General features: G+C 44.4%; 20 protein-coding genes and 1 tRNA gene. 8 read left to right on the forward strand and 13 right to left on the reverse strand.

All coding sequences use genetic code 11. The annotated features are described in order from the left end of the window. The first annotated feature begins 7 nt into the window (after nt 1-7). Together LZU85_RS04065 and LZU85_RS04070 are read left to right on the forward strand one after the other, a co-directional pair. Nucleotides 8-991: a GGDEF domain-containing protein gene (locus LZU85_RS04065; protein WP_176299546.1), complete on the forward strand. Its 984-nt coding sequence runs from the start codon at nt 8-10 to the stop codon at nt 989-991. A gap of 108 nt (nt 992-1,099) precedes the next feature. Further along, nucleotides 1,100-1,981 carry an EAL domain-containing protein gene (locus tag LZU85_RS04070; protein ID WP_237286433.1) on the forward strand — a complete coding sequence of 294 codons (882 nt, stop codon included), beginning with the start codon at nt 1,100-1,102 and terminating at the stop codon, nt 1,979-1,981. A gap of 138 nt (nt 1,982-2,119) precedes the next feature. Here LZU85_RS04070 and LZU85_RS04075 read toward each other — a convergent pair. The 4 genes from LZU85_RS04075 to LZU85_RS04090 all read right to left on the reverse strand — a co-directional run bounded on the left by LZU85_RS04075 (nt 2,120) and on the right by LZU85_RS04090 (nt 6,184). Next, a tRNA-Gly gene (locus LZU85_RS04075) sits at nt 2,120-2,194 on the reverse strand. A 223-nt stretch (nt 2,195-2,417) separates the two neighbouring features. Further along, a complete protein-coding gene (locus LZU85_RS04080) occupies nt 2,418-2,609 on the reverse strand; it encodes a hypothetical protein (protein WP_176299544.1) in 192 nt (63 codons plus the stop codon). 274 nt (nt 2,610-2,883) lie between these two features. Then, nucleotides 2,884-3,906: a TerC/Alx family metal homeostasis membrane protein gene (locus LZU85_RS04085; RefSeq protein WP_015727897.1), complete on the reverse strand. Its 1,023-nt coding sequence runs from the start codon at nt 3,904-3,906 to the stop codon at nt 2,884-2,886. Nucleotides 3,907-4,435: 529 nt separating this feature from the next. Next, nucleotides 4,436-6,184, reverse strand: a complete 1,749-nt coding sequence (locus LZU85_RS04090; protein ID WP_237286434.1) for a bifunctional metallophosphatase/5'-nucleotidase — start codon at nt 6,182-6,184, stop codon at nt 4,436-4,438. Between the two features lie 238 nt (nt 6,185-6,422). Between LZU85_RS04090 and LZU85_RS04095 the strand changes: the two genes are divergently transcribed. Further along, a complete protein-coding gene (locus LZU85_RS04095) occupies nt 6,423-8,054 on the forward strand; it encodes an ATP-dependent endonuclease (RefSeq protein WP_176299541.1) in 1,632 nt (543 codons plus the stop codon). 135 nt (nt 8,055-8,189) lie between these two features. Here LZU85_RS04095 and LZU85_RS04100 read toward each other — a convergent pair whose 3' ends face one another. Then, entirely contained in the window at nt 8,190-8,663 is a 474-nt protein-coding gene (locus LZU85_RS04100) for a DUF1097 domain-containing protein (protein ID WP_176299540.1), read from the reverse strand. A 223-nt stretch (nt 8,664-8,886) separates the two neighbouring features. Next, nucleotides 8,887-9,792, reverse strand: coding sequence for a LysR substrate-binding domain-containing protein (locus tag LZU85_RS04105; RefSeq protein WP_176299539.1), 906 nt, complete (start codon nt 9,790-9,792; stop codon nt 8,887-8,889). A 247-nt stretch (nt 9,793-10,039) separates the two neighbouring features. Here LZU85_RS04105 and focA point away from each other — a divergent pair, with 247 nt between their 5' ends. Beyond that, nucleotides 10,040-11,491 (forward strand): formate transporter FocA, encoded by a 1,452-nt coding sequence (gene focA / locus LZU85_RS04110; protein WP_237286435.1) that lies wholly within the window; start codon nt 10,040-10,042, stop codon nt 11,489-11,491. 90 nt (nt 11,492-11,581) lie between these two features. On the opposite strand, the gene LZU85_RS04115 is transcribed toward focA, so the two are convergent. Continuing rightward, nucleotides 11,582-12,151, reverse strand: coding sequence for a YceI family protein (locus tag LZU85_RS04115; protein WP_237286436.1), 570 nt, complete (start codon nt 12,149-12,151; stop codon nt 11,582-11,584). Further along, nucleotides 12,148-12,687 (reverse strand): cytochrome b, encoded by a 540-nt coding sequence (locus LZU85_RS04120; RefSeq protein ID WP_237286437.1) that lies wholly within the window; start codon nt 12,685-12,687, stop codon nt 12,148-12,150. Before LZU85_RS04120 ends, LZU85_RS04115 begins: the two co-directional genes overlap by 4 nt. Before the next feature lie 353 nt (nt 12,688-13,040). On the opposite strand from LZU85_RS04120, the gene LZU85_RS04125 reads away from it, so the two are divergent. Further along, nucleotides 13,041-13,673 carry a hypothetical protein gene (locus tag LZU85_RS04125; RefSeq protein ID WP_176299536.1) on the forward strand — a complete coding sequence of 211 codons (633 nt, stop codon included), beginning with the start codon at nt 13,041-13,043 and terminating at the stop codon, nt 13,671-13,673. Between the two features lie 287 nt (nt 13,674-13,960). Continuing rightward, entirely contained in the window at nt 13,961-14,764 is an 804-nt protein-coding gene (locus LZU85_RS04130) for an EAL domain-containing protein (RefSeq protein WP_237286438.1), read from the forward strand. Nucleotides 14,765-14,772: 8 nt separating this feature from the next. On the opposite strand, the gene LZU85_RS04135 is transcribed toward LZU85_RS04130, so the two are convergent. Beyond that, nucleotides 14,773-16,029: a DEAD/DEAH box helicase gene (locus LZU85_RS04135; RefSeq protein ID WP_176299534.1), complete on the reverse strand. Its 1,257-nt coding sequence runs from the start codon at nt 16,027-16,029 to the stop codon at nt 14,773-14,775. A 55-nt stretch (nt 16,030-16,084) separates the two neighbouring features. Then, on the reverse strand, nt 16,085-16,678 hold the full coding sequence (locus tag LZU85_RS04140; protein ID WP_176299533.1) for an acyl carrier protein phosphodiesterase: 594 nt from the start codon (nt 16,676-16,678) through the stop codon (nt 16,085-16,087). A 353-nt stretch (nt 16,679-17,031) separates the two neighbouring features. On the opposite strand from LZU85_RS04140, the gene LZU85_RS04145 reads away from it, so the two are divergent. Both LZU85_RS04145 and LZU85_RS04150 read left to right on the forward strand, forming a co-directional pair. Then, nucleotides 17,032-18,465 carry a methyl-accepting chemotaxis protein gene (locus LZU85_RS04145; protein WP_237286439.1) on the forward strand — a complete coding sequence of 478 codons (1,434 nt, stop codon included), beginning with the start codon at nt 17,032-17,034 and terminating at the stop codon, nt 18,463-18,465. 272 nt (nt 18,466-18,737) lie between these two features. Beyond that, nucleotides 18,738-18,953: a hypothetical protein gene (locus LZU85_RS04150; protein WP_176299531.1), complete on the forward strand. Its 216-nt coding sequence runs from the start codon at nt 18,738-18,740 to the stop codon at nt 18,951-18,953. Here LZU85_RS04150 and LZU85_RS04155 read toward each other — a convergent pair. From LZU85_RS04155 to LZU85_RS04165, 3 genes are all read right to left on the reverse strand, one after another. Further along, nucleotides 18,950-19,618: an HAD-IA family hydrolase gene (locus LZU85_RS04155; protein ID WP_237286440.1), complete on the reverse strand. Its 669-nt coding sequence runs from the start codon at nt 19,616-19,618 to the stop codon at nt 18,950-18,952. The genes LZU85_RS04150 and LZU85_RS04155 overlap by 4 nt on opposite strands. A gap of 144 nt (nt 19,619-19,762) precedes the next feature. Further along, entirely contained in the window at nt 19,763-21,397 is a 1,635-nt protein-coding gene (locus tag LZU85_RS04160; protein ID WP_419795952.1) for an HD domain-containing phosphohydrolase, read from the reverse strand. A gap of 201 nt (nt 21,398-21,598) precedes the next feature. Then, the gene (locus LZU85_RS04165; protein ID WP_237286441.1) at nt 21,599-22,105 is read right to left on the reverse strand and encodes a hypothetical protein; all 507 of its coding nucleotides are present in this window, start codon (nt 22,103-22,105) and stop codon (nt 21,599-21,601) included. Nucleotides 22,106-22,315: the final 210 nt, after the last annotated feature.

Here is a 22,315-nt window from a genome sequence, read left to right on the forward strand (position 1 = left end):
ATATCGTATGAATGAAAAAGTACTGGAATCCATTATCGAAATCACCGAGCAAAAAAATTCGCTTGCCCTCAGTTACAGCATTTTGGTGACTTTATCAGAGCTTTTACCGATTTCTTCCGCCCTCTTGCTGCATCACAAAGGCCCTTCAACCCTTTTGGTCGCACGGTTGGACATCACGCTTGACTCTAAAGGCACAAAGAAATATCAGTGGGTATATAACGAAGCCTATCCCAACAAGGAATATCAGTACGCTCAAACCGAGATCGTTTTTAGCCAGCAACAGGATGGTCAGTACCAATGCCGTTGCCCTATTCCCATTGAAGAAAACTTCTCAGCAGAACTCTGTTTGATTTTACGTGAACCCGCTGAACCTTATCGTTTGCTGATTAGTGGCTTTGCGCGAATTTATCGTAATTACACCGCCATTTTGCATGAAAGTGAACGCGATAAACTCACTGGCTTACTCAATCGCCGCACGTTAGAAGATAGACTTCACCAAACCTTATCTTTACATCCATCGGCAAAAGAGGAAGAGAGCAAACTGTGGATTGCGATGCTCGATATTGACCATTTTAAATCAATCAACGATCGCTTTGGGCACATGATTGGTGATGAAGTCCTACTGATGTTTGCTCAACAAATGCAGCACTATTTCGGGCCCTCTTCTCTGTTGTTTCGCTTTGGTGGTGAAGAGTTTGTGATTGTTTTCTCGACCGGAGATGAACAACACGTTTACGAGCAATTAGAGGCCTTTAGGGTTGCAATTCAAAACCGTCATTTCCCTCAAGTGGGCGCTCTCACTTTTAGTGCAGGTTTTTGCTCACTCAGCCTAGGAGATTATTTCCCCACCATGCTCGACAACGCAGATAAAGCACTCTACTTCGCCAAAGAACATGGCCGCAATCAAGTGCATTGCTATGAGCATTTATGTCGAGAAGGAAGAATTGCCTCGCCTCTGCGTCCATTCATCGATGATGTTGAACTGTTTTAATCGCGATGTCATTCTGCTTTCATACACCAAATTCAGCGCTGAAATGGCGAAACGCTAAGTTGTGGATATACTTTTAAAGTAGCCCAAAGAGGATTCAAGGAGCTCAGTTTGGTTCATGTTTTAACGTCACAAGCGGATTTTGAATCACACCTGCAGACTTGCGAAAATGGTGTTACTTGCGCTTACTATGGAAACTTGTTCCTCTGCACGGCCTACCACCCACTCTTCGACAAAAGATTTAACATAATGGGCTTAGAGGCTCTGTTGAGAGTACGAACCATTGACGGAGAATGGGTTAACCCTGGCGATTTGTTTGCAAAGAGAGCCTTTGGCACTGATGAGTACTATCACCAAATTAATCTTGATCGCCTCGCACGCGTTTTACATTTTCGGAATTTTTCTTTACTCCATCTCTCTATCAATTTGTTCGTCAACCTACTACCCGCGACGGCGTTATCGAACTTAAAGTCACATGGACAAGCCTTGGTTTTGAATAGATTAAAAGAACTTGGCATCAAGAGAGAACAAATCGTCAATGAGATACTTGAGCACGAGGTAGACAGCACCCAAGAAATCATCGAATTGCGAAAGGCCATTATTGAATGTCGCCAAAATGGATTGCGTGTGGCCGTTGATGACTATGGCGCTGATGGTTCGGATGATTTTAGAGTTCAGAGCTTGCAGCCCGATATCATCAAGATAGACAGAAATATACTTTTGCAATATTTAAGCGGCCAGCAAAATAGCCTGTTACGGGGCATTGAACTGGCAAAACAGCTGAAATGCATGGTCGTCATTGAGGGTATTGAGACAAGAGAACAGCTATTGGCGATGCAGGCATTGGACACGCATTTCTATCAAGGTTTCTATTTGGCCAAACCTAAATTGTTAGATAAGAGTACAGACATCGATAACTTCTACTTGCATCTCCAATCACACCCTAATGTTCAGTTGGCAATGTCACTTCTAACAAAGCTAAACACTCAGTAAGACCGACCGATGCGTGTTTTTTTACTAAAGCGCAAATAACCCAGCAAAATATCGCTTGATGGAGACACTGAACAACTTCTGAACGATGAACTAGAGATGGTGCCAAGGTTTAGTTTTAAAAAGCAATGAGGGGAGAATTGGAGCGGGCAGCGGGAATCGAACCCGCATCATCAGCTTGGAAGGCTGAGGTAATAGCCATTATACGATGCCCGCGCATCGTGAAGACGAAGCTACTATGCCACAACTTAAGTAAAAGAAAAGCCCCAACAAGTTCAATTGGTTACTTTACCAACAACATCCCATCCAAACGTCTTATTTCTGTGCAACTTATCAAATAATGGCGAGATGAAGGCTTACTCTGGCAGCCAAAACGGTCGCTCATCTTGAGATGAAAAAAAACCGACGAGAACGTCGGCTTTTAAATATCTGATTAGACTTAACGGTACATACCGATGTCTTTTTGTAGATGGACTGGCAGTTCATCCGCGTAGTAGTTGCTCTGAGTTGAGCTGTCTACGAAAAGAATATCCAATAGGTGAGCAATCAATCCTTTGAAGTTAACCGAATAGGTTTTTTTATCCATAGAGGTTGGTAAAGCGATTGTATTCATTTGCATTGCTTGTGCCATGATTGCCTCTCTTAAATCTTTCAACGTACTTCGTTTCGATGGTTGAATCTTAGTGCTTTTTTTTGCGCTCAAAAAATGACTATTTTTCTACATTCGGATTACATTTTCTAATGAAACAATGGCGTAACAAATTAAAATCGTAAACAATACTCAATGGTGAATATTTATGCAAGATTAACTTACTTCGTCTGCATATTCATCATTTTAAAGCGCTCAATCAAGGCCTTGGGTCACAACTTGTTTACATAATTTATTTTCATTGGCGGTAGCGGCTTTATAAATCCGCATTATTTGTATTAGATATTTTCAGGCTTTTCTCATTCATTTCGATGTCCTTTTTGTTGGCAATAACAGAGGCAACAACGGCCGTTGTCATCACAATAAGTAAGAATGAGAGCGACCAGATGGTCGGAATTTCATACGCCGTGCCCACCAGCAGCATCTTGACCCCAATAAACATCATAATCACAGCCAAAGCTGGCTTTAAATAGATGAACTTATCGATCATGGCTTGCAGTACAAAATAGAGTGAACGTAAGCCCAACAGCGCAAATACATTGGCAGCTAACACCAAAAACGGCTCACGAGTGACCGCAAAAATTGCGGGAATGGAGTCTAGCGCAAACATCACATCCATAACGGCTATCACTCCGATTACAATCAACATCGGGGTTGCCCACCACTGACCGTTTTCTCGGGTGAATACCGCGTTGCCATGATAATCGTTTGTGACGTTGAAAAAGCGTCTGATCAGCTTTTCTGGCATTGGACTTAGTTCTTCTTCTTCCTCTTTATCTCGTGCGAGCTGAATCCCTGTCCAGATGAGGAAAGCGGCAAACAAGTAAAGAATCCAATGGTATTGAGCCAGCAACTGAGCGCCTACCGCAATCATCAGGGCACGTAACACTAACGCGCCAATCACCCCCCAGAGCAAAGCGCGAGGTCTAAGTGACTCGGGGACTTTGTATTGGGCAAAGATGATGGCAAACACGAACAAGTTATCCACACTCAACGATTTTTCGAGCAAATAACCAGTAATGAACGCCGTCGTTGCTTCTTGGTGGGTGTACAAGCTGTCTGGCGCGTAGAAATCCCAGAAATGGAAGATGGTGGCCGCAAACAGAAACGCGAGCAAAAACCAGAATAGGCTCCAGCCCACCGCTTTCTTCATTGAAATGGCACCACCACGCGTTTGCCAAATATCGAGGCAAACCATCGCAATGGTTAGCAGCGCAAAACTGCCATACATGAGATCAGTATTGGACATTAAAGATGACGAGGTGTCGAATAGGGACATAATTTCCTCCAATGCGGAAGAAAACCCAATCGTCCGAGCCCTTCCGCATACATGACAAATCGGCACAGAATCGTTCCTAATTCTGTACTGTGTATGAATGCGTTGGTCTCGTTGAAGTGAACTGGAATGCTTTCTCTGTTTCTGTTGATGACAAAGAAACAAAGAGAGGATAACTCACCTTTATTTGCCGGAAAGGCTTTGGCCTAACGAGATGACGACAAATAAACTTACGCTAACTACTCCCCAAACGTTCGATATTGTAATCCCACAAAACTTCCAAGGCTAATGCCAAGTGCAAGTTTGGGTAATTTTGACATTACCCTGACAAAAGAAAGGAGCGCAAAAGCGCTCCTTGATTTTTTCTTAGGCGGCTCACACACCATTTAGCGGCACGAGATAAACAAGTGTTGACCAAATTGCGATCCACCCAACCACCACCGCTGTATCCATCCAATCTTTCCACATAAGCGCTCCCCCGCTGTTAAGCCAAAGAAGCTGAGCAAACTTTATACCAAGTTTGCTTTTATCATCAGCAACCCAGTGCAACTGTGCGATTAGGGTTCAGTACATAGGGGATCTCAGACAGATATTCGATAAAGCAGTCGGCCATAGAGAGGTTACTCACCCAACCTTCACCTTTCATCTGGCGGATGGCTTCATAGCCTTCTTTGCCTTTCATCGTATACGCAGATGAAGCGCCACGATACCAGCGTTCTTCTTCTATGGGATGCCACTCATCTGCCAACTGTATTTCAAGTTGCTCAATGCGTTCCCCTTTTGGCTTTTCCGCACAATAATGAAATCGTAGCCCATAGGTATACGGATAGCTTCCAGAACCAGTCCCTTCCACGCCATTATTGGTCGCATTGTTGATCGCCCCTTCCAACGCAGCGGCAATGGTTTTCCCTTGAACGTCATAACATCCGATCGGCACGGCAAAAGGCAGTAACTTGCCAGCGACATCGGCCACGGAGACATTACCTGGGTTCAGCGAATTTCGAACGCCACCAGCGTTATGAATAGCAAACTGAACCTGACGTTGACGTTTGTTTAACGCATGAACAAATGACGCCGCGACCATTGGCGCCAGTTCACTGGGACCGACTTCATCGGGAATACGAACGTGGCGAAGTGCGCGATCGGTATGCGCGATAATCGTCTTTTGCAGTTCGCGCACTCTCGGAATGTACTTATTTTGCATGATGTGTTGAATGCCTGGGTCTTTCTTGCATACCACCACATTCACTTGGCTATCAATGAAGTCTGCAGCCTGCAGATACAAATCTTCATCACTTTGTTGATTTAAGCCTGGGTCTAAAAACATACGACGCCCAATAAGCAGCTCATTACGGCCACTAAAGTGTGTAACTAACCCGTCTGCTGCAAACCTAATCTCACAGTGGCCCATGGTCAGAGCATGGAAGCCCGCTTGGACGATGTAAGTATCCCTCACACGCAGGCCATAATCATCGTCTTTCCCAAGACCAACCGCGCTAAAGTCCCCCTGTAATCGGTGGCTGTGCCCGCCGATAATTAGCGCAATGCCGGAAACTTCGTTAGCCAATTCAATATCACCGTCATAACCTAAATGGCTAAGCAAAATAATCTTATTAATGCCTTCTTGGTTTAATCGCGCCACCGTTGCTTTTGCTGTTTCGATGGCGTTTTCAAATGGCGTATCCAGATCTGGGTTGGCAATATCCGCCATTTTGTCTAAAGACAAACCAAAAATGGCAACAGGTTCTCCGTCGATGAGTTTAACAATGTACTGTGCAGTACTCGTTTGAACATCGAAACTGCGGATATTTTTGCATTCTTTTATCGTTAACGACTTATTTGGGTTCTCATTGCTGAGGTTCCAGTTTCCTGCCAATAGAGGAAACTGAATACGGCGGACAAACTGGGCAACAGGTTCATTGCCCATATCGAGCTCATGATTTCCCAAAGCCATAGCATCAATGCCCATGGTATTAAGCAGATCGGCGTTTGCCTTGCCTTTGAACAGCGAGAAATAAAGCGTACCTTGGAAACAGTCGCCAGCATGCAAGAATAGAAACCCTTTTTTCTGTCTTTCAGCCTCTTGTTGAATTTGCTGAGCGCGTGTTGCGATGCGCGCAAATCCACCCGCACTCACGTAAGGTTCAATCTGGTTCCCTGATAAGGAAATTCTTAGTTGTAATGACGTTGGCTCAAAGTAGGAATGAGTGTCATTGATGTGCGCCAGTTTCAAAGTGACTGGCTTATTTGTTTTTATCATCGTCATCTTCTCTCTCTTCATCCCTTTATACTTAGAGCAGAATGATGACAGAATCGTGAATTTTATGAAACCATTCTGCAAATAAACACCACTTACTGACGATAAAATCACATCTATTTCGCTCTATTTGTTCAACAAACCATCAACACAATGAAAACTGTGACACCATAACAAACAGCCAGTTCGAATTTGTCATATGCTTTGTAGAAGCGCCTTTCACTTTACATTCAAATAATTAGGGTGCACATGGAGGAGAGTTATGCTTTTAGAACGAATTGAAATCTCCGGTTTTCGAGGAATAAGACGGTTATCGCTTTCTTTTGATGAACTCACCACCTTAATTGGTGAAAACACGTGGGGAAAATCCTCGCTTTTAGATGCCTTGTCTGTTGCTCTTCCTCCGGGCGCTGAGCTTTATCAATTTTTGATGTCAGATTTTCATGTCGATTACTCCATTTCGCACCCACAGACTCAACACCTACAAATCATTTTGTGTTTTCGCTCCAGCGACAAGCATGAAATCAAAGCAGGGCGTTATCGACGCCTTAAGCCGATTTGGTGTAAAGACGAAAATGGTGATCATCGAATCTTCTATCGCATTAGTGCGACACGAGATGGTTACGACATCACCACGCATTATGCATTTCTGAACGATGATGGCTCCACCAAATCGCTCCATCATTCAGAGAAAATTGCTCAAGAGCTCATGTCTTTACATCCCGTGATTCGCCTGCGAGATTCACGTCGCTTCCCCGAAATTATTAATGGCGTGAATGGCAAAAATGCCCGTATTGAAAAGCGTATTGATAATACCTGTCGTCGCTTGTTAGCGATTCCGGGTCATGTAAATAAAGGCGAGATGCGCAGCAGTTTAAACTCCATGCATTCGTTGGTAGATCACTACTTTTCTTTCAAAAGTCCTAACCGAAATGACCCACGTAAGCCGCGCGATGGTCTGTTTTATAACGCCACTTCGGCAGACAAAAATCTTAGCCAGTTCATTAAAGAAACCAACAACAAGCAAACACGTCTGCTGCTAATGGGGTTACTCAATGCCTATTTACAAGCCAAAGGACCTGCCGACCTCAGACGTTGCGCACGCCCTATCTTGATCATCGAAGATCCCGAAGGCCGCCTTCATCCAACACACTTGGCTCGCGCATGGAGCTTGTTGCAAATGTTACCCATGCAAAAAATCCTCACCACCAACAGTGGCGCATTGCTGGGTTCTGTTCCACTCTACTCCATTCGCCGGCTTATCCGACAGTCCGATAAAACGGTTGCCAAAAGTATCCAACCACAACGTTTCAGCGTGGATGAACTACGTCGAATCGGCTTCCATATTCGTTTCCATCGTTCTGGAGCACTTTTCGCTCGTTGCTGGCTGTTGGTTGAGGGTGAAACAGAAGTTTGGCTCTTCAACGAACTGGCCAATCAATGTGGATACAACTTGGCTGCAGAAGGTGTGCAAATTATCGAATTTGCTCAATCCGGTTTACGTTCACTGATCAAGGTGGCGAAAGCGATGGGAATTGATTGGCACGTAGTGACGGATGGCGATGCTGCGGGTAAGAAATACGCAGCAACGGTAAAAAGTATGCTCGGGCACGATCAAGAACGTCACCGACTCACCGAGTTGCCCGATCATGACATCGAACACTTTCTATACAATCATGGCTTCGATAAGTTCTTTAAGGATCTCATCAAAATTCCTTATGAACATCCTATTCCTGCCAAAAAGGTAGTGAACAAGGTACTTAAGAAACACGCTAAACCCGATCTCGCTCTCTCAATCGTCTCACATTGTGAAGAACACGGCATTGAGTGCATTCCTGTGTTACTTCGTTGGACGTTAAAACGTATTGTCACCATGGCCAATGGCAATACCTAGGAGCCATTGACAAAACAACAAATAGAAAAAAGCGCATCAAAAGATGCGCTTGTACCAAATATCATAAATATTGATGTTGTATACAAAGCGGGATTCAGACTCTGTATACCGGATACAAAAAGATCGGGGATTACTTTATGCTTGACGTGCAAGCTGAGCAGCGGCTGATTTCTGATGCAACCAAAGGCCCGTTGTTTTCATGAGATACCCAAACACTCCACCTAACAGGAGAGATGGCACAACAAGCTGCCAATTACCGTCCGCGGCAAAAGTGGCGCAGGAACCAATAAAAGTACCAGGGATATATGCCAACCAAGTTTGTTTCGCTTGAATACACATGACAAATGCGACGATTGCAGTAATCACGTAACCTAGAATGTCTAGACCCGCATACGTCGAACCGTGAATGATCACCATGGCCCAAAAAACACCAGACATATTTGTCAGCAAACTCTCAGCTAACCCTTTCAACCCCGAGTTGGGTGAAGCGAAATAGCTTGTACAGCCAAGAAATCCCGCCCACGAAAGTAGGCCTAGTGAGATGGCAATCCATCCCCATATTCCCGACAAAATACCTGTTGTTAAAGAAATAGCGACCAATGTACTCATAGTGCGACTCATACTCATTTGGAGCGGCGAATGCCAACTCGCATATCAATCAAGCAATGAATACTAAGAGAAAAACCACCAAACAAACGTGCACAAGATCACACCGAAAAATTTCATTTTCATTCGTTTACACAAAAAGTATGAGGTAAACGATAAATCAACAGATTTAGAAAATAACCCTGCGCACGTTGTTCTCTCATCTGCGCGAGTGAAGTTGAGATGGTTATAACACCGATGGTTTTCCTTTCATCATTCGTAGGCCTTCTCGCTTGATACATTCGACCAATGGATTTTCTGACATATCCGCGCGCCATATAAAAGAGAGTGTTCTTTCCATATGTAAATCAGGCACATTCAATGCAACCAAACGACCGGCTTCAATATGTCGCTCTACATCTAAATAAGGCAAACAAGTCAGGTAAGAACCGTTTTCGACCAAGCTTCTTAACACCGGAACATGCTCATACTCACGCCACACATCAAGATCTTCGACGAGATGATGAATCGAACTATCAAAAATTTTGCGCGTACCCGAACCATGTTCACGTAATACCCACCTCGCCTGCTCAAGCTGCGCCAAACTAACGGTATCTCGACGAGCGAAAGGATGGTTTGCAGAAGCAACCACCGTAAGGTGATCACGGCACCACACCTCTTGATGTAGACGGTTATCATCACATCGACCTTCGATAATCCCAAGGTCATACCGGTAATCCAGCACCCCTTCAATGACGCCACTGGTACTTTTGACGCCAAGTGATATCCGCATCTCTGGAAAGTCATTATCAATGATACTGATAAGCTCTGGTACGAGATGCTCTGCTGGAGTTTGGCTTGCCCCTAAGCGGATCTCACCACTCAGTAAATGTTGCTCATAGAAGCCCATCTCAATTTGCTGTGCATCTTGAAGCAGGCGCTTTGCTTTTGGCCTCAACCACATCCCCCAGTGGGTTAAAGCCATCTGTTTCCCTTGGCGCTCAAACAACGGCCTACCAAGCATTTTCTCCAGTTGAGCTAGTGACATGCTTGTGGCTGATTGAGTTAACGCCAATTTGTCAGCCGCTTGGCTAACACTCCCTGTATCAGCGACCGCATCAAAAACGGCCAACTGTTTTAACGAATAACGCAAGATTTCACCCTCTACTTACGGCAGCAATAGATCAAATTGATCAGCAATGGGTTTCATTTTACGCCTCTGTTTTTGCATATCAAATAATTTGATGAGGATTCTAAAAATTATCAATTTTACCTGTAGTTGCTCCGCCCCTTAATCTGTTGGTGCGGTTTGGGAACACCGCAATCACTAACAACGTCAGCGCTAATGCGAATAACCATAAATTAAGGAGTATCAATGAATTCAGATAAAAGGAGTCAACATGTCAGTGGCTGCCTCTGAAAACACTCAGTACTTTTCTCCTAAGGAGATGATGGCCGAAGCCGAAAAGTTTGCACTGAGTAAGGCAAACAAAACCAGCGCGATGACATTAGGTCTTGCGATTATGGCCGGGGCATTTATTGGGCTTGCTTTCTTGTTCTACATCACGGTGACAACCGGTAGCGCAAATGCAGGTTGGGGATTGAGCCGATTTGCAGGCGGTTTAGCCTTCAGTATGGGATTAATCCTCATCGTCATCTGTGGAGGAGAACTGTTTACCAGTTCTGTGCTTTCCAGCATTTCTTGGGCAAACAAACAGATCAGCTTTACCAAAATGCTGTCGATTTGGGGAAAAGTCTACATCGGTAACTTTATCGGTGCCATGTTCTTGCTTTTGTTGGTCACTGGTGCGGGTTTGTACCAGATGGACGGTGGGCAATGGGGATTGAATGCACTCAACATTGCCCAACACAAATTACACCATACGGCGATTCAAGCATTTTCGTTGGGTGTTCTTTGTAACTTACTGGTTTGTTTGGCAATTTGGCTAACTTTCAGTTCTGCCAATGCGATGACTAAAGCCGTAATGACCATGTTGCCTGTCGCCATGTTTGTTAGCAGCGGGTTTGAGCACTGTGTGGCCAACATGTTTATGGTGCCACTCGGGATCGTGATTGCCAACTTTGCACCAGACACGTTTTGGGTACAAGTCGGTGCCAATGCAAGCCAATATGCAGATCTCAATGTCGGTCACTTTATTACTGCCAACCTTATACCCGTGACCTTGGGCAATATCGTCGGCGGCGCTGTGTTAGTCGGCTTAGCGAACTGGTGTATCTACCGTCGCCCAGAATTAAAAGCAGCAAAAATCAGCACAATTACACAAACAACGCAAATTACGTCAGTTAAGGAATTTACTATGAAAAACGCAGCAGTTGTAAAAGAAATCATGAATCCAAAACCAATCGTTCTTGGTGTGGAAATGCCAATTGCCACAGCACTGGATACTCTTCTAGATAACCACATTGTCAGTGCACCCGTTGTGGATATTGAAGGTCGCTTGGTCGGTTTTCTTTCAGCGCACGATGTGATGGTTGATCTTTGGTGTCAAGATTACCTACCAAGCTCAGGTCAAAAAGTCGTGGATTTGATGAGCCGTGATGTGGTAGCGATTGATGTCAATGATCGTTTGGTCGATGTGGTTGAGTTCCTTTGCATCGACAAAGAGCAGTTATACCCAACCTCTAGTATGGGCATCGCTACACGTATGACGTCACTGTCACTTGAAGAACGTGCGAAAAGCATGAAAGTGAGCAAGCCGCATGTGTTGCCTGTATTAGAAAACGGCAAGTTTGCAGGTGTGGTTTCTCGCCAAGACGTTCTTAATGCGCTTCGTCCTATTTACGGTGAGCGTTTGAATCTTGTAGAAACTCGTCAGCTAGAAAGTGCATAACAAAAATCATTAATGGCTTAAAGAAATAAGAAAGCCTCCAGTGGAATGGAGGCTTTCTTTTTGTTTATTCAATCGTTTATTGAAAAGGAATTACTTCTTAACGCCTTCGATGTGCAATTCCATATCAACGTAGCTTGAAGTACCCATCACTGGAATGTTGAAATCAGCAAGCTCAAGACGAGTCATACCAACAAAGCCTACACGTTGGCCACCCCATGGGTCTTGACCTGCACCAACAAACTCAGCAGCAATAGTAATAGGCTTTGTTACGCCGTGCAGCGTCAAATCACCCATCACATCCAGTTTACCATCGCCCTTGTCCATCACTTTGGTGCTAGTAAACGTGGCGGTATTGAATTTGCCTGCATCAATAAAATCGCCGCTACGAATGTGCTTATCACGCTCTGCATGGTTAGAATCTAAGCTACGGGTATCAACGACTACGTTTACTTTAGACGCAGCAATGTTGCTTTGATCGTAAGAAAAATCACCAGAGAAGGTATTGAAACGACCTTTAATAAAGCTATAACCAAGATGGCTCACTTTAAAGTTAATAGACGCGTGTGCCCCTTTGGTATCAATAACGTAATCGGCAGCGTTTGCAGCAAACGGCACTGCCATAATCAACGCTAAACCTGTCGCAATAACTGACTTTCTCATGTTCGAGCTCCTATCATTTTTCTTAATGTATTGTCCTTGTCGACAAAGTGATGTTTTAAAGCGGCAAGTGCATGGAGTGCAGCAAGGCCGATTAATGCCCAAGCAACATAAAAGTGAATCGCTCCCGCTATATCAGACTGATTAGCAAACAACTCACCGGCTGCTGGAACAGTAAACCAATTAAATACTTCTATTCCGCGTCCATCAGACGTCGAAATTAAATAACCCGAGATAAACAGCACCATCAGTAATAAATAGATTGTATGGTGCGCTGCTTTTGCGGCTGCTACTTCGGTTTTTGTGCCTTCGATGTTTGGTGACGGCTTCACCAATTTCCAAACCAAACGAAATAGAGTCAGAGCAAGTAGCAAGACACCGACAGACTTATGCCAGTTTGGCGCAATACGATACCACTCGCTGTAATAAGACAAATCAACCATCCACAAACCGACGGCAAACATACCAACAATGACCGCAGCCGATACCCAATGAATCAGCCGAGCAATGGCGTTGTAGTGCGTCACATGATTTTCCATCGTGTTATCCAACCTTATAGAGAATGAGAATAGGTAGCAGTACGCAATATAACCTTTCCCCTACAATGTGAGTGAGATTATTTACCAAGTTTTACAAACGGGCTACCTGTGGCGGTGGAACAACTTGTTCGAAAAAACTGAAGGAACTTTTAAAACGCGCGCTAGCCCTGTCTTCTTAGGTCGCAGTTTGTTCAAACCTAGCTCAAGTTGTCCAAATCACCTAGTGGAGCAAACCATCAAAACTGAAAATATGATGTTTTGATCAAGAACTTGTAAGCGAATATTAGTTGGCCTTTTTTAAACATGCTAACCTCAATCGGCTTAGTATGTTTTGCATTTCATAAGGACACCTCTTGCTACTCGACCTTGTCATAAAAAGTGTTAACAATTTTCAGGATGATTGCCTAAAACTGTGTGAAAAACACTATCCCGCGGTTCACAACCAAGGGATGAGTGAGCACCACCTCGCGCTCGCTTTTGCCCGACGAATGCAGAATACCTTCAAACAATTTCAACATGAGAGCGTGATTGAACCTTTGGAGACATTAGAAGCAAGCGAACTGCCCCATCAGTATAGGGTGACCTCGGATGTTGGGACTGTTTGGGTGTTATCTCATCATATGGTAAGCCCTGGCAAAACGTGTCGTGATAACTTACTCACCGATGTCACCGAATGGCAAAGTGAATATGGCTTTGCCATCCAACCCAATGACTTGCTGTTTTTGATTGGCGATCATTGGATAAGTCGCAGCAAAACCAGCCGTGAGCTACTTCATTGGTGGATGGGTGAGTTACCTGACCAAATCAACGCGTACAGTGAACAGGGAATCTCTCTGTATACATGTGATACCCAACTCACCCAGGCGCTTGAAAGCCGCTTCAACATTTCCCCTTGTTACTTGAAATATGGCCATCCACTGAGACGTACCAGCACGAAACAGATGGTTCGTAAGTACATTCAGTTTTATGCCGTACTCCAATGGTAAAGCTGGACCTTACATCCGCTATTCACCTAACAAAAAAGCTAACTTCTCTACAAAGTTTGAGCTGCTTCGACAATTCACAATATTATAATTATCTTTACTTGCTCACTAATCTCTACGTGGGTTAGATAGTGACTCTGGTAATAGATTTTTTATGGTTCTATGAACCAAAGTCGGTGACTGTGCACTGATTAGAAAGTTGAGCAAATAAGACTTAACCCCGCACAGTACACATTTTTTCGCATGGGCTTGAGCATAGAGTCGCTCTGGTCATAATTTCGAGCCGTAAGATGAACACGTTAACTGCAGAGAAGCTGAACGAGTATATTTATTCTGAACGAGGCGAACAGTTTATCGCCCAATACAAAAACATGACTCTTCGCAGTGTTTTTCAACCTATCTATAAAAAGGATTTTTCTTTAGTGGGCTTGGAAGCACTGGTGAGAATCCAATGCGCTGATGGGACTTTTGTCCGTCCAGATCATTTTTTTCACTCTGAGGAAATATCACCCATCGATCAACTTAACGTAGAACGTTTAAGTCGCATTATGCACATTCGCAATTTTGCTCGTTCTAGTTATCGCAACAAGAAGCTTTTTCTAAATGTGCTGCCCCATGCCGTTGAACGACTGGCCTTAGAGGAACTCAGTTACCACTTCCTGTTAAAAACGATCCGTGAAGCCAATCTTTCTCCAGAGCAGATTGTGATGGAACTTATCGAAGTTAAAGTGAACTGTGAACAAGAATTGAGAACCGCAACTCATTCTTTGAGACGAAATGGATTTTGGTGGGCAATTGATGATTTTGGTATTGCCGCGTCCACACAAGAACGAACACGTAACGTACTACCCAATATCATCAAGTTAGACCGTTCATTGCTTCAGCAGTATGAGCAGGGCGACACACAGCCCTTGATCTCAGCATTGGCGTTTGCGCGAGAGATGCAATCATTGACCGTGATCGAAGGCATTGAGACCGAACAACAACTCGCACAGATGAAGTTGCTCAATCTCGACATGTACCAAGGTTATTTTTTATCGATGCCTCACTCATTAGAGCAAGAACACACCTTTGCTTCGGTCTCTATTGCCTAAACGCGAGTTCAGCGCTTCTTGCCACGACCTTGGTGAATTTTCAGCTTTTGCTTTAGTTTGCGCTTTTCTGCAGAACGACTAGTGCGTTTTGCAGGATTATCGTCCAAACGAGTTTCATTTTCACTCGGTTCGAATCCTGCGAGCCATTCTTGCGGCAATCGTTTATCCAGCAAGTTTTCGATTGCTTTTAGCAAGTACTCCTCGTCACGAGACATAAACGATACCGCTAAGCCAGATTGACCAGCACGCCCTGTTCGGCCAATACGGTGTACATAGTCTTCTGCTTTGTACGGCATGTCGTAGTTCACCACTTGCTCTAACTGGGCAATATCAAGGCCACGAGCAGCAACGTCCGTTGCGATCAACGCGCGCACCTTGCCCGATTTAAAATCATCCAATGCTTTTTGCCGAGCGCCTTGAGATTTATCACCATTGATCGAAGCCGCTTTGATGCCGTCTAGCTTGAGCTCGCTCACCAGCGCATCACTGCCCTGCTTGGTTTTGGTAAACACCAATACTTGCTGCCAATTACGAGAACCAATCAAATAGGCCAAAAGTTCACTTTTGCGTTTTTTATCAACCGGATAGACCATTTGCTCAACATTGTCTGCCGTGCTATTGGCTGGTGCCACTTGCACTTCAATCGGCTCGTTCATTAAGCGATACGCCAGTGCTTTGATGCGCGTATCAAACGTGGCAGAGAATAGCAGAGTTTGACGCTGCTCAGGCATTCGTTTCATCAAACGCTGAATATCAGGTAGGAATCCCATATCCAACATGCGATCGGCTTCATCCAACACCAGCATTTGTAAATGGTTCAGTGATGTCTTCTTAGTAAACAAATGATCCAATAAACGGCCGGGGGTTGCGATAAGAATATCCACCCCTTTTGCCAGCTGTTCTTGTTGTACGCGAATGCTGGTTCCACCGTATACGGTAACGATATCAAGGCCACTTTCCTGAGCATATTGCTGCATGTTATCAAACACTTGCTGAGCGAGTTCACGCGTTGGTGTCAAAACCAGTGCGCGTGGCAATTTGCGTTCTGCTTCTAGGCGAGGCAACTGCATTAATAACTGGATGATAGGCAAACCATATGCTGCGGTTTTTCCAGTACCGGTTTGAGCTGCGGCAAGTAAATCTTTGCCATCGAGTACATGTGGAATCGCTTGCTGCTGGATAGGTGTTGGTGTCGTAAAACCCAGCGCCGACACGTGCTCACTTAATGATTTGTCTAATCCAAGTTGCGTAAAGTGGTTTGTCATCATTGCCCCCAAAAAATGAGCGCGGATTGTAGCAGAGCCAGATAAATATCTCTATCTACAAGCCAAACTCTTTCTGTTGGTTGCAGCTAAATTGCAATGTGTCGGCATAAAGCGTTTCGAAGGCGCTAGAAAAATGCTCATATTCGTCTTGCAATGTGGCGTGACATTCAGACAGTGGCGACAATCTGGGTCGACGCTGTGACATTCTGTGTAGCGCAAACTCGATATTGTCCATCTCACGATATGACTGCAACCACTTGCCTTGCCACATGCGTTGATTCAACAGTAAAAAAGAGGGAGGCAGATCTTTGGTGTCGTGTTTTGCCACTTCTCGTTGCGCGTGATGCACAAATGAATCTAAAGAGATATCGCTGTATCGATGCCAATGCATCGCAAGGCAATGATCCCAAAACATGTCTAAAGCGATTAACGCAAAACGTCGCTGCTGTTCTGGGAAACGTTTTTTGCACGCTTGCACGATACCGTGTGTATCAACAAACTTATCGACGGCGCGATGCAAACGAATCCCTTGCACGATTTCCAGTGAATATTGTTTGCTTGGGTCACCCTTGGCGAAGTCGCCCAGTAAGTTACCTAACATGTCACTGTTGGCAACATCCGCTAAATGTAGGTGGGCAAGGTAGTTCATGATTGTGTGTCAGGGGTGAATCAACAGACATCGCTGTCTGCGTCATTCTCTTCATTTGGGTATTGCGACAAATCGATTCCAATTTCCATCGCGTCCAGCCACTCCAGTGTCTCATCATTTTTCAGTTCAAATTCTGACATGACCACTCCTTAGTATGTGTGGGGAAATAGTGTGTAACAGGTTGCATCACACAAACCTTCTTTATACATCCTGTTATATGTGGTTATACAGCAGCGATCACAATATTAAAATGTTACATATCATTAATTGCATACAACCTTGAGCTTCCTCTCATAAAATCTTTCGGTATCACTATAACTTTAGCGACGAATTGATCTCAATATGGAGCAGATATGAGAGAAGTTGAATTTAGGACCATCGACCGCTTGTTTATCAAAATGTCGATCAATGACAAAATCTGGGTCATCGCTACCCTATTTATCCTCGCCCTATCCTGTGTTTCAGGTGCCCGTTATGTTAACCAACTCGAGCAGATAGAGGTGCAAGCTAAAATCGCCGCGCAAAATCGCTTACAAGGGATCGTCAGCCATCCTAACAGTGACGCCATTTTGGCCATCAGTGGCGTATCTAAAGCCGCAAGTGCAACTGAAGCAAAGTACAAAGATGGCATGACTACCGTGTCATTAAAAGGAGCCGATGGCCAGTTTTATCAGCTCACTGCGAACACGAAACAATCTGATGAGAAAGCAAGATCCTCTGCCCTCACTACCTTTTTGCTTAGCTATTTGTGGCTCGCTCCTTTTGGTTTGTTTTGTTATTGGGTCGCAACTTTCCTTGGTGGCGCACTGTGGGTCCTCTACACCACAACACAGAAGATTGGTGAAGGCGATTTAACTTCTCGTCTCGGCTTCCATCCTGGTCGTGATGAATTTGGTACCATAGGCTGTGCGCTAGACAAAGCCATGGACACTCTGACCGATCTAGTAAAAAGTGTAAAAGAGAATGCAAACACGATGGGCGAAACCAGTGCTTCGTTTGAAAAAGAGATGAAGCTCAGCGAAACGCAAATCCAAAATCAGTATTCCTCATTAGACTCCGTGGCTACCGCTATGGAGCAAATGACCGCTTCAGCAAAAGAAGTCTCTTCGATTTCTCAGCAAGCGACGCATCAAACAGAGCGCGATACCCATCATATTGAAGGCAGTCATAAACGCGTTGTATCCGCGATTGCAGAGATTGATAAGCTTTCTAGCTACATTGAGCGAGCATCGACATCAGTATCCACGTTGAATGACAACACGACGCAAATCAATGATGTGATCACCACCATCAATGCCATCTCTGAACAAACAAACCTGCTGGCACTTAACGCAGCGATTGAAGCGGCGCGAGCGGGTGAACAAGGGCGTGGTTTCGCCGTAGTTGCAGACGAAGTTCGAACCTTGGCCAGCCGAACTCAGGCGGCCACCGTTGAAATTCAAGCCATGATAGAGAAGCTGCAAACAGAGAGCCAAAACATCGCTTCGATTACCGCTCAAACGGTCAGTCAAGCGAAAACCAGTAGTGATTTGATTGCAGAAATTGGTACGGACGTTAAATCGATTGCCGACTCAGCGAAAGTGCTGATGGACATGAGTATTCAAATTTCCACCTCTGCTGAAGAGCAAAGTGCGGTCGCTAACGACATTGCCTCAGAGCTCAGCGATATTCGCAGCCAATCAAATACGATACGCACCGTCGCGCAGCAGTCGTCATCGGGAGTAGCGAATCTCACCAAGGCCACCTTCTCACTGTCACAAATCCTTAAACAATATCGAACTCAATAAGCGAAATCTCGACATCAACAAAAAAGCTCCGAAAGGAGCTTTTTTGTTGTGTTAAGTTTGATCACTACTCTATCCAGCGACGAGCAATCGAAATAGGCGGGTATGCGATCGTCACCTTTTCGGTCTACAGAGCAATCTGATATGAAAACAGGTTAGTTCTCACCTAATACTGAGATGTTACTCTCAATAACTTGTTTATCGGAGTGAAAGAATGCACCAAAAGTAAACATTTCGCTATTCTAACTGAGTCTACTTTGCTGCTGGTGATAAACATGAATATTTATAAAAAAATTGAACTGAACGAAGACACTCGATGCCCACTTTGCCAACATGATGAATATTTTATTTCATCCGATGGTGAAAAGTTCACTTGCGCTTCATGCGGCTTCCATACTAAGAGCCTTAGCGCAATTCGTTGTTTACAGATGGCACCGATCTATAAAAGCCGTCCGGTTTATGTCCATTCCGCAACCAATGCCTATCACTAAAATGTGCGTTTGCGCAAAATATCAACCAACTCTTCAAGGTGCCCGATTTGAGTCACTCGGGCATCTGAGCACTGCGTTATCTCGTATCCGTTGAAGAGCTGAAAGGTTTCAATATCGGCATTAAGCCCCGCTTCGACTCCTTTTGGGGTGTCATCAATATAAACACACTCATCAGATGAGAATCCCATGTGGAAAGCACAATACATAAGGAGATCGGGATCGGGTTTCCAGCTATTGGCATCAAAGGCCGAATAAATTCGTCCCTGAAATCGTTCTAATAAGCCTGTCAGTTCCAGCGACATTTCAATTTTGTCTCTCGGACCATTAGAGACCACACAATACTCAATGCCATTCTCTTCCAAATAATTGAGCAGCAGTTCTACTCCAGGCATCACCTCCAACTGCTCACTAAACAGCCGACGAACTTCATCACGATAGGCGGGTTCTAACAAATCCAGCGAAATATTGAGCTTCGCCAACACCATCGCATCCGTCAACACATCAGCTAGCTTGCCGCCTTTGAATTGAGCCAGACACTGTTCTAGTGAAATATGAGCACCAAATTGTTCAAACACATTCACTAAGGCATGGCAACAGAGCGTCTCGCTATTTACCAAGGTTCCATCACAGTCGAAAATCACACACTTTACAGTTTTGGTAATCATGGCTAACCCCGGATTCAAACGAAAAATAAAATAATTGCGAACCAAGCAACTATAAGAAGCAAAGTTGTCAGAAAACCGGAGTTCATCGGCAAAAATGGCAATTTAACGTAACCAATGATCATAATTGCGCAGGAAGTAGCGCTTTTATATAGCCTGACGAAGTGATTCGTTGACGTCTGGATAGCAAAGACGAATCGCAACAAAATCTTCAATGTTCTTTAAAAGCAAATCCGTCAACTGAGGATCAAACTGTTTCCCTTTTTGTTGCTCAAAGAAAGCGACCACACGCAACAGCTCCCAAGGCGCTTTATAGCAGCGTTCACTGAGTAAAGCGTCAAATACATCAGCAATGGCGGTGATGCGTGAGAAAATATGAATCTGCTCACCTCGTATGCCGTTGGGGTAACCATTACCATCCCAGTGTTCATGGTGTTCGTAGGCAACAATAGCGGCCAGTTTCATCACTTTCGCTTTATTGTTGTTGAGTAGACGATGTCCCGCGTCACAGTGGGTTTGCATAATCGCTCTTTCATCTTGAGTTAGCCTTCCTGGTTTATCGAGGATGGCTTCTGGAACAGCGATTTTACCCACATCATGCATAGGGCTAACGATTTCAAGCATTTCAAGTTCTCGATGGCTTAGACCACATAGACGCCCAATCGCTACGGAAAGCTGTGCTACTCGTTTTACGTGATTTCCAGTTTCACCAGATCGTGTTTCAATGGCCTCTCCCAACACGTGTATCATCTCTTTTTGTACGGATAGCGTACGTTTTTGTAGCATGACAATTTTCCGATTTTTGAGGTTCAGTAACTTCTTTTGCTGAATTGTCATGAACTGCATGGCGATAACCAGTGACAATGAAACAATGATCACACCAGAAATCAAGAGAACATGAAGATGACGGCTGATATACGAGACAGGTTGGTTAACTATGACCGCGTTTTTGGGTAGTTGCCTCACTTCAATGCCATATTTTTCTAAAGCATCGTACTGAAATATCGGCGTTTGAGCAGCATTCATCGATTGAGAATTCGTTACATCAAACCCCATCTTTTTTGCTAGGAGGAGCATGCCATTTATGCCAAATTTTTCGGAGCGGTTAACGTAACCTCCCACGATACCGGTTTGCCCCAAATAGAGTTCCCAAAGGACAAAAACAGGAGCCTCACTGTGACTACCCACCGTATTGGCGATCTTTTTGTATGAGTGGAAGATTCCTTGCTCCAATTCTGTGTTGTAGTGTGTCAGCAATACGCCATCATCTCGCTCAACCGTAGTAAGAAACTCCGCTGCCTGGTCGAGTGTTTTGTCAGAAATGTCCACCAACTCGATGTCGGGATACTTTTCCATCGCTTTTCGCACATCTAGACGAATGAAATCCGAGGTAATGCTTTTGTCCGCCAGATAGTAGAGTTTTTTAATGTTAGGGCGCAGCTGGTGAATCACATCAAGGTTTTCGTCAAGGAGATCACGTTCGTAAGTGACACTGATGTTGTCGAAGGGCAGACGATGTTGCAAGTCCAAGTCATTAATAGCAACCGCAACAATCGGGTATTTCACTAACTCTGCAGGGAAGTAAGATTGAACAAACCGAAAGGCATTGTCATCAGTAACTAGAATTCCATCCCAATGATAATTCTTATACTTTTCGCTCAGATAAGCGGCCGTTTTTTGCAAGTATTCAGGTGAAGAAATTCGCTTTGTGTCGAGGTATTCCACGGATAAGCGAACGTCACCATCAAGGTTATCAATCGCTTTCTCGACACCTCTTTGCATATCTTGAGTCCATTGATAGGACGCATCGTAAGAGTGCAATATGAGAACTTGCCGTGTTTGCCACTTTGTCTCAGCCAAGGCGGAATTGAACCCTACCCCAATCAGCGATACCCAAAAAAGCACAAAAGTTCTCATATGAATCCCACACTCCAAATCGTGGGGATATGATAGTGGTTCAATAATAGAAAATTACGACATTGATCAAATTTCGATTAAAATTTTCTCAACATTTTGCATTTCTGACGTCAACTTACCAATTAGTGCGGATAAATAAACTTCTAGACCTGGAAGTTCGAAGTGTTGATTAAAGACGACATCGGAAAGCAGTAACTGCTCATCGCGATGGGTGACGATAGCAGCCCCAACAGGCTCGCCTGCGACAAAGCTAACGTACAGATCGTGCTCAGCAGAAAGGATAATTTGTGTTAGAAACTCGATCAACAAAGCTTGATCCGCTTCACAATGCCAGCGCTTACTTTGCAGAATGGCGAACATGATGGTTAGGCGATGGAAGTCAACCAAATAATGCTCCATCGTTACTTCCTCGGTTGCCAACGCTTTCACATCAAGCTCAATGGTGGATCTCTTCTCTACAGAGTCGCGGTAGAGTTTTAATCCAGCAAGGCTTTCCTTGGTGGGAAACTCACAATCTACCTGATTGTATAGCCACTGATTTTTCTTACTCACCATCGGCAATTGATTTGACATGTTTAATTCCAGATATCACAAATTTTGGGCGTACAGATCGTCGACTTAGGGGGTGCAGCGCACCCTGCAAGCAGGCCTAACGAAATCAGCAGCACAACGAATGTCTTTTTCATACTGTTAACCTCTTTTTTCTCATTTTCCTGCAAGGCTCATACCATACCATGTGGTTACGTTTGGTTCTAATCAATTTGCTAATCAGAAACTTGCGTG

It is taken from the genome of Vibrio floridensis, from assembly GCF_021852965.1.
Taxonomy (GTDB): Bacteria; Pseudomonadota; Gammaproteobacteria; order Enterobacterales; family Vibrionaceae; genus Vibrio; species Vibrio floridensis.

Bases quoted from the DNA above. Each gene is read 5' to 3' on its own strand.
- LZU85_RS04095 (WP_176299541.1), top strand. From the start codon at position 6,423: ATGCTTTTAGAACGAATTGAAATCTCCGGTTTTCGAGGAATAAGACGG.
- LZU85_RS04065 (WP_176299546.1), top strand. From the start codon at position 8: ATGAATGAAAAAGTACTGGAATCCATTATCGAAATCACCGAGCAAAAA.
- LZU85_RS04090 (WP_237286434.1), bottom strand. From the start codon at position 6,184: ATGAAGAGAGAGAAGATGACGATGATAAAAACAAATAAGCCAGTCACT.
- LZU85_RS04140 (WP_176299533.1), bottom strand. From the start codon at position 16,678: ATGAACTACCTTGCCCACCTACATTTAGCGGATGTTGCCAACAGTGAC.
- LZU85_RS04150 (WP_176299531.1), top strand. From the start codon at position 18,738: ATGAATATTTATAAAAAAATTGAACTGAACGAAGACACTCGATGCCCA.
- LZU85_RS04085 (WP_015727897.1), bottom strand. From the start codon at position 3,906: ATGTCCCTATTCGACACCTCGTCATCTTTAATGTCCAATACTGATCTC.
- LZU85_RS04100 (WP_176299540.1), bottom strand. From the start codon at position 8,663: ATGAGTACATTGGTCGCTATTTCTTTAACAACAGGTATTTTGTCGGGA.
- LZU85_RS04080 (WP_176299544.1), bottom strand. From the start codon at position 2,609: ATGGCACAAGCAATGCAAATGAATACAATCGCTTTACCAACCTCTATG.
- LZU85_RS04165 (WP_237286441.1), bottom strand. From the start codon at position 22,105: ATGTCAAATCAATTGCCGATGGTGAGTAAGAAAAATCAGTGGCTATAC.
- LZU85_RS04155 (WP_237286440.1), bottom strand. From the start codon at position 19,618: ATGATTACCAAAACTGTAAAGTGTGTGATTTTCGACTGTGATGGAACC.
- LZU85_RS04130 (WP_237286438.1), top strand. From the start codon at position 13,961: ATGAACACGTTAACTGCAGAGAAGCTGAACGAGTATATTTATTCTGAA.
- LZU85_RS04115 (WP_237286436.1), bottom strand. From the start codon at position 12,151: ATGAGAAAGTCAGTTATTGCGACAGGTTTAGCGTTGATTATGGCAGTG.
- LZU85_RS04135 (WP_176299534.1), bottom strand. From the start codon at position 16,029: ATGACAAACCACTTTACGCAACTTGGATTAGACAAATCATTAAGTGAG.
- LZU85_RS04120 (WP_237286437.1), bottom strand. From the start codon at position 12,687: ATGGAAAATCATGTGACGCACTACAACGCCATTGCTCGGCTGATTCAT.
- focA (WP_237286435.1), top strand. From the start codon at position 10,040: ATGTCAGTGGCTGCCTCTGAAAACACTCAGTACTTTTCTCCTAAGGAG.
- LZU85_RS04145 (WP_237286439.1), top strand. From the start codon at position 17,032: ATGAGAGAAGTTGAATTTAGGACCATCGACCGCTTGTTTATCAAAATG.
- LZU85_RS04160 (WP_419795952.1), bottom strand. From the start codon at position 21,397: ATGCAAAGAGGTGTCGAGAAAGCGATTGATAACCTTGATGGTGACGTT.